The sequence below is a fragment of the Stenotrophomonas sp. HMWF023 genome, assembly GCF_003060985.1.
GTDB classification, from domain to species: domain Bacteria; phylum Pseudomonadota; class Gammaproteobacteria; order Xanthomonadales; family Xanthomonadaceae; genus Stenotrophomonas; species Stenotrophomonas lactitubi.
In genome coordinates, this window is record NZ_QAIJ01000116.1 from 1 (window position 1) to 6664 (window position 6664).

Annotated in this window: 5 protein-coding genes and 1 pseudogene; 4 read left to right on the plus strand and 2 right to left on the minus strand. The window is 61.2% G+C overall.

Translation table 11 applies throughout. The features are described from left to right. Positions 1-17: 17 nt before the first annotated feature. From folD to guaA, 4 genes are all read left to right on the plus strand, one after another. Positions 18-896, plus strand: a complete 879-nt coding sequence (gene folD, locus DBR20_RS06070) for a bifunctional methylenetetrahydrofolate dehydrogenase/methenyltetrahydrofolate cyclohydrolase FolD (protein WP_108265559.1) — start codon at positions 18-20, stop codon at positions 894-896. A 356-nt stretch (positions 897-1252) separates the two neighbouring features. Continuing rightward, positions 1253-2710 carry an IMP dehydrogenase gene (guaB, locus tag DBR20_RS06075; RefSeq protein WP_108265564.1) on the plus strand — a complete coding sequence of 486 codons (1458 nt, stop codon included), beginning with the start codon at positions 1253-1255 and terminating at the stop codon, positions 2708-2710. An 83-nt stretch (positions 2711-2793) separates the two neighbouring features. Next, the gene (locus DBR20_RS06080) at positions 2794-3360 is read left to right on the plus strand and encodes a hypothetical protein (RefSeq protein ID WP_146186957.1); all 567 of its coding nucleotides are present in this window, start codon (positions 2794-2796) and stop codon (positions 3358-3360) included. Further along, complete coding sequence (gene guaA / locus DBR20_RS06085; RefSeq protein WP_108265561.1) at positions 3344-4909, plus strand: glutamine-hydrolyzing GMP synthase; 1566 nt, start codon at positions 3344-3346, stop codon at positions 4907-4909. Before DBR20_RS06080 ends, guaA begins: the two co-directional genes overlap by 17 nt. Before the next feature lie 168 nt (positions 4910-5077). Here guaA and DBR20_RS06090 read toward each other — a convergent pair whose 3' ends face one another. Continuing rightward, entirely contained in the window at positions 5078-5956 is an 879-nt protein-coding gene (locus DBR20_RS06090) for a DUF4145 domain-containing protein (protein ID WP_108265562.1), read from the minus strand. 294 nt (positions 5957-6250) lie between these two features. Next, positions 6251-6664: pseudogene (locus DBR20_RS06095) on the minus strand (restriction endonuclease subunit R); the annotation flags it as partial.

Sequence of the window (6664 nt, forward strand, 5' to 3'; positions counted from 1 at the left end):
CCCCACGCCTGCCCCCGATGACCGATTCCGCCTCCCAGCTTCCTGCCCGCATCCTCGATGGCCGCCGTATCGCCGAGGACCTGCTCGACAGCCTGAAGGTGCGGGTGGACGCCCGTGTTGCCGCCGGTGGCAGCCGCCCGGGCCTGGCCGTGGTGCTGGTGGGCGGTGACCCGGCCTCGACCGTGTACGTGCGCAACAAGCGCCGCGCCGCCGAGAAGGTCGGCATCGAAGCCTATGACTACGATCTGCCGGCCGGCACCACCGAGGCCGAGCTGCTCGACCTGATCGACCAGCTCAACGCCGACCCGAAGATCAACGGCATCCTGATCCAGCTGCCGCTGCCGGGCATTCCCGATGCACGCCGGCTGATCCAGCGCATTGACCCGCGCAAGGACGTGGACGGCTTCCACCCGGAAAACGTCGGCCACCTGGCCCTGCGCGAGTTCGGCCTGCGCCCGTGCACCCCGCGCGGCATCACCACGCTGCTGGGCCACACCGACCAGCCGGTGCGCGGCCGCAACGCCACCATCGTCGGCGTCAGCAACCACGTCGGCCGGCCGATGGGCCTGGAGCTGCTGATTGCCGGCTGCACCGTGACCAGCTGCCACAAGTTCACTCCCAAGGACGTGCTGGAACAGGCCGTGCGCAACGCCGACATCCTGGTGGTGGCGGTGGGCCGCCCGGGTATCGTGCCGGGCGAGTGGGTGAAGCCGGGTGCGGTGGTGATCGACGTGGGTATCAATCGGCTGGACGACGGCCGGTTGGTGGGTGATGTTGGATTCAAGGTGGCTGCGGAGCGGGCGAGCTGGATCACCCCGGTGCCGGGTGGCGTGGGCCCGATGACCGTGGCCACGTTGATGCAGAACACGTTGGAAGCGGCGGAAGCCGGGGTCTGACCGGGCTGGGCAGCTTGCGATGCGGCATGGTAGCGCCGGGCCATGCCCGGCGGATTGTTGCGGCGCCGCTGCGCTCGCCGGGCATGGCCCGGCGCTACCGGGGTCGCGTCGATGCCCCGTACTTCCCGCCGGCCCGCATGACCCGCTCCTGGTAGGTGCCAACCTTGGTTGGCACACATCTGACGGGGCCGTTGCCCCAGCTGGGGTCCGGATGCCGGACGGTTCGTGCCAACCAAGGGCGGTGCGCCCGCGCGACACTGTGTCGCAGCATTGCCTGTTTCCCGCCATCAAAATTACTGTTCTTGGTCGCCAAAACAGGGTAAAATGTCGCGCTTCCCCACATCTCGGGTATGCCGATGCTGCGCATCCAGGCTGAAGCTCTCACCTACGACGACGTCTCGCTCGTCCCCGCTCATTCGACCATCCTGCCCAAGGACGTCAACCTCGAAACGCGGTTGACTCGCGACCTGAAGCTCAAGCTTCCGATCCTGTCCGCCGCCATGGATACCGTCACCGAAGCACGTCTGGCCATCGCCATGGCACAGCTGGGCGGCATGGGCATCATCCACAAGAACCTGAGCGTGGAGCAGCAGGCCGCCGAAGTGGCCACGGTCAAGAAATTCGAGGCCGGCGTCATCCGCGACCCGATCACCGTCGGCCCGGAAACCACCATCCGCGACGTGCTGGCCCTGACCCAGGCGCGCAACATCTCCGGCGTGCCGGTGGTGGACGGCGGCGGCCAGCTGGTCGGCATCGTGACCCACCGCGACATGCGCTTCGAGACCGAGCTGGACGATCCGGTCCGCCACATCATGACCAAGAAGGATCGCCTGATCACGGTCAAGGAAGGCGCCGCGTCTGATGAAGTGCTGCAGCTGCTGCACCGCAACCGCATCGAAAAGGTGCTGGTGGTCAATGACGAGTTCGCCCTGCGTGGCCTGATCACCGTCAAGGACATCCAGAAGAACACCGACTTCCCGAACGCTGCCAAGGACATCGCCACCCGCCTGCTGGTCGGCGCGGCCGTCGGCGTCGGCGGCGATACTGATCGCCGCGTGGAAGCGCTGGTCGCTGCCGGCGTGGACGTGATCGTGGTCGATACCGCGCACGGCCATTCGCAGGGCGTGCTGGACCGCGTCAGCTGGGTCAAGAAGAACTTCCCGAACGTGCAGGTCATCGGCGGCAACATCTGCACCGGTGAAGCCGCGCTGGCGCTGCTGGACAGCGGCGCGGATGCAGTGAAGGTGGGCATCGGCCCGGGCTCGATCTGCACCACCCGCGTGGTGGCCGGCGTGGGCGTGCCGCAGATCACCGCGATCGACCTGGTGGCCGAAGCGCTGCAGGACCGCATCCCGCTGATCGCCGACGGTGGCATTCGCTACTCCGGCGACATCGGCAAGGCGCTGGCTGCCGGTGCCTCCACCATCATGGTGGGTGGCCTGCTGGCCGGTACCGAGGAATCGCCGGGCGAAACCGAGCTGTTCCAGGGCCGTTCGTACAAGAGCTACCGCGGCATGGGCTCGCTGGCCGCGATGGAGAAGGGGTCCAAGGACCGCTACTTCCAGGACGCCGCCACCGCCGACAAGCTGGTGCCGGAAGGCATCGAAGGCCGCGTGCCGTACCGCGGCCCGGTGGGCGGCATCATCCACCAGCTGATGGGCGGCCTGCGCGCCACCATGGGCTACGTGGGCTGCGCTACCGTCGAGGACATGCGCAGCAAGCCCAAGTTCGTGAAGATCAGCGGCGCCGGCCAGCGCGAGAGCCACGTCCACGACGTGACGATCACCAAAGAGCCGCCGAACTACCGCTCCTGATGACTGCCCGCCTCGGTCTCGTGAGCTACCTCCGCACTGCCGGCCAGCGCGCCGGCCGATACCGTGGCGGGAGCTTGCTTGGCGTGGCCCTGCTGGTCGCGGGGTGCTCCGGCGCTGCCGAGCACTCCTCGGCCGAGGTGGCGCCCCCTGCGAACCGGGTGTCCTGTCCGAACCTGACCTTCGACCTGCCACTGGGCTGGCGGCTTGAGCCGCAGGGGGCGCTGCAATGGCGCCTGGTGCCGCCGCGCGCATCCAGTTTCAACGGCTTGCTGGTTTGCTGGCAGGGTGAATACAGCCCGGAGATTCTGCCGTCACTGCGTGATGAGAGCTATCGCCGGCTGGGCTGGTCGACGCAGCTCCCGCACTTCGAGCGGAGCTTCGGTTCCTGGTTCGACGAGAAGCTTGTCGACATGACCGATGCGCGGCTGATCCGCTGCGAAACCAGCAGCGCCGACACCGAACGGCTGCAGACCTGCATGTGGGGCGATCCCTATCCACGGCGCGAGCAGCGTGCCGATGGCTTCATCGGCGTGCGATGGACCGCGCCGGATCCGGTGGCCGATGAATTGCGGCGTGAGTTGTCCGCCAGCGTGCTGAGCACCTTCTCTGTACTACCCATCCCTGAGCGCCCGAATGACCAACATCCATAACGACAAGATCCTCATCCTCGATTTCGGCGCGCAGTACACGCAGCTGATTGCCCGCCGCATCCGCGAGCTGGGCGTCTACTGCGAAATCTGGGCCTGGGACCACAACCCGGCCGAGATCGCCGGCTTTGGCGCCAAGGGCATCATCCTGTCCGGTGGCCCGGAATCGACCACGCTGCCGGGCGCGCCCGCCGCGCCGCAGGAAGTGTTCGACAGCGGCCTGCCGATCTTCGGCATCTGCTACGGCATGCAGACCCTGGCCGCGCAGCTGGGCGGTGCCACCGAAGCGGCTGATCAGCGCGAATTCGGCCACGCCGAAGTGAACGTGATCAACCCGGATGCGCTGTTCAAGGGCCTGAGCGACCACGGCGGCGAGCCGAAGCTGAATGTCTGGATGAGCCACGGCGACCACGTCTCCGTTGCACCGCCGGGCTTCACCATCACCGCCACCACCGACCGCATTCCGGTGGCCGCCATGGCCAACGAAGAAAAGCGCTGGTACGGCGTGCAGTTCCACCCGGAAGTGACCCACACCCTGCAGGGCCAGGCGCTGCTGCGCCGCTTCGTGGTGGACGTGTGCGGTTGCCAGACCCTGTGGACCGCCGCCAACATCATCGACGACCAGATCGCTCGCGTGCGCGAACAGGTGGGCGATGACGAAGTGATCCTGGGCCTGTCCGGCGGCGTTGACTCGTCCGTTGTAGCCGCGCTGCTGCACAAAGCCATCGGCGAGAAGCTGACCTGCGTGTTCGTGGATACCGGCCTGCTGCGTTGGCAGGAAGGCGACCAGGTGATGGCGATGTTTGCCGAGCACATGGGCGTGAAGGTGGTGCGCGTAAATGCCGCCGACCGTTACTTCAGCGCGCTGGAAGGCGTGAGCGACCCGGAGGCCAAGCGCAAGATCATCGGCAACCTGTTCGTTGAGATCTTCGACGAAGAGTCGAACAAGCTGAAGAACGCCAAGTGGCTGGCGCAGGGCACCATCTACCCGGACGTGATCGAGTCGGCCGGCAGCAAGACCGGCAAGGCGCATGTGATCAAGAGCCACCACAACGTGGGCGGCCTGCCGGAGCACATGAAGCTGGGCCTGGTGGAGCCGCTGCGCGAGCTGTTCAAGGACGAAGTGCGCCGCCTGGGCGTTGAACTGGGCCTGCCGCGCAGCATGGTCTACCGCCATCCGTTCCCGGGCCCGGGTCTGGGCGTGCGTATTCTGGGTGAAGTGAAGCGCGAATACGCCGAACTGCTGGCCAAGGCCGATGCCATCTTCATTGATGAGCTGCGCAAGGCGGATCTGTACGACAAGACCAGCCAGGCGTTTGCCGTGTTCCTGCCGGTGAAGTCGGTGGGCGTGGTGGGTGATGCGCGCGCTTATGAGTGGGTGATTGCGCTAAGGGCCGTGGAGACGATTGACTTCATGACGGCGCATTGGGCGCATCTGCCGTATGAATTCCTGGGAACGGTGAGCAACCGGATCATCAATGAGTTGCGGGGGGTATCGAGGGTGGTTTATGACATCTCGGGGAAGCCGCCGGCTACTATTGAGTGGGAATGAGTTGAAAGAACGAGGGCGCCGAGAGGCGCCCTTGCTGTGTGTGCAAGCGCCGGACGATGCCGGCTCCCCAGGAAGCTCAATAGTTCGCTCCATTTGAAGGCGCTTTCGAGGGTGCGGTTTCAATACGCTATTTGAACTGCGCGTGGAGCTGGTTTCGCATTAATAGAGCTAGGCTATGATGTAGTGCTGAAGATCATTCTTGGAATTATTATATTTATCCAATTTTCCTTTGATAATTTCTTCTATTTCACCATTATCTATTCTATTCACCAGTTCCGCCTCCAGTGCCGGCAAGGAATCTTTTACTCTGCGGATATCCCTCCCGAGTAGCCCAATGATTGGTAGCTCATCTCCGGCGGGAAAGCCAACTAATTTCTTATCCAATAGCTCCTTAAACTGATCAAATTCCGTAATTAGCGTGTCTATGTTTCCTTGCACCTCTTCCTCCAGAATATAAACACTAGATAAGAGGTGTTCAACTATGTTTAAGGCAACTGAAAGTTGTGCCTCTTTAGGTTTTTTTATTTCATGGGCTGCATCGTTGCCCATGAAACGTATTCCATGCAAACGTTCGGCATCTTTTCGGGAGATGTAGCCACCCGATGCTAATTTGGAAATCCTTATCTCTAGCGTTCTTCCATCAATTTTAAGGTGGTTGCAGACAGCTTCAACGGTGCCCCGAAGACCTAATCCCGCTAATATTGGGGCATCCTCCTGTAGTGCCAGTAGCACCTCCCTATAGATTGCACCAACCAAACTTGGGAGATAATAAACGCCCCTTAGCGAGCGATGATTATTTATGAATTTTGGGTAGATTGTTATCGAGGTGGGCACCTCCCATTCATCTTCAGAAATCTGATAGGTGTGCTCAATTTCGCTTAGAATGTCTCTAAATGATTTTGTTTCGCAACCAAGGCATTCAATTATTTGGTATGCCCTATCATAAGAATATTCATCTCTTGATGACTCATTGCGCTCCGAGAGGATGCTGTGATTTGTTTCGTGGCCACATTCTCGACAGTGGCTTTTTATCTTTTCATTAGTCATGTTGATTAATTAAAAATTAAATAGTAATAGATTTGAATACGGGGCAATAAAAGTATCGCCGATGGTGGCGAGGCGTACATATGCAATATTTATGGTTTGCTATCGAGATAGCCACTTGAGCTAATTTTAAGATTTTGACATTGAGCGCGATTTGAGTCCTCGAGGCCGGTGGTTGAATTTCTACCTGTATCATTGACGCGTCGACAGTCAGACAGCACGGCTAGGAAAGCTAAAGGCCACTCTCGATCCATTTCGGACATTGTCTGTGTATGGCCAATTGAGAAGTCCATTCCATCAAGGACTAGCGATCACGCGCAGGTCGACATTCGCAATGTCACGAAGATACATATAGCTGGTGCCAAGTACAGTCATCACGCTGTCTGTAACTTTAGCGGCAGAAAAAGCGGGCTGGACGATGAAGAACCCCATTCGCATTTCAATATCCCGCGACTTGAACCTCAAGATATCGATTTGCGACGGCGTTCCCTTCAGCAATCGTTGGGCGCAACTGCCTTCGCCTGCGCTGTACCGATCTAGCAGACGCTGGAAGAGCGCGGGGCCCTTATGGAGCCATTTCGCAGACCTGCTTGCCTGCCCGGCTACCACATACGCATCGTCCACGCGCGCTCCTGGCCGTTGACCGCTACCGCAGTATTTGCAGTGGTAGAGATCAACCGTGATGTAATCAGGTGCCTCCCGAATCGCGAC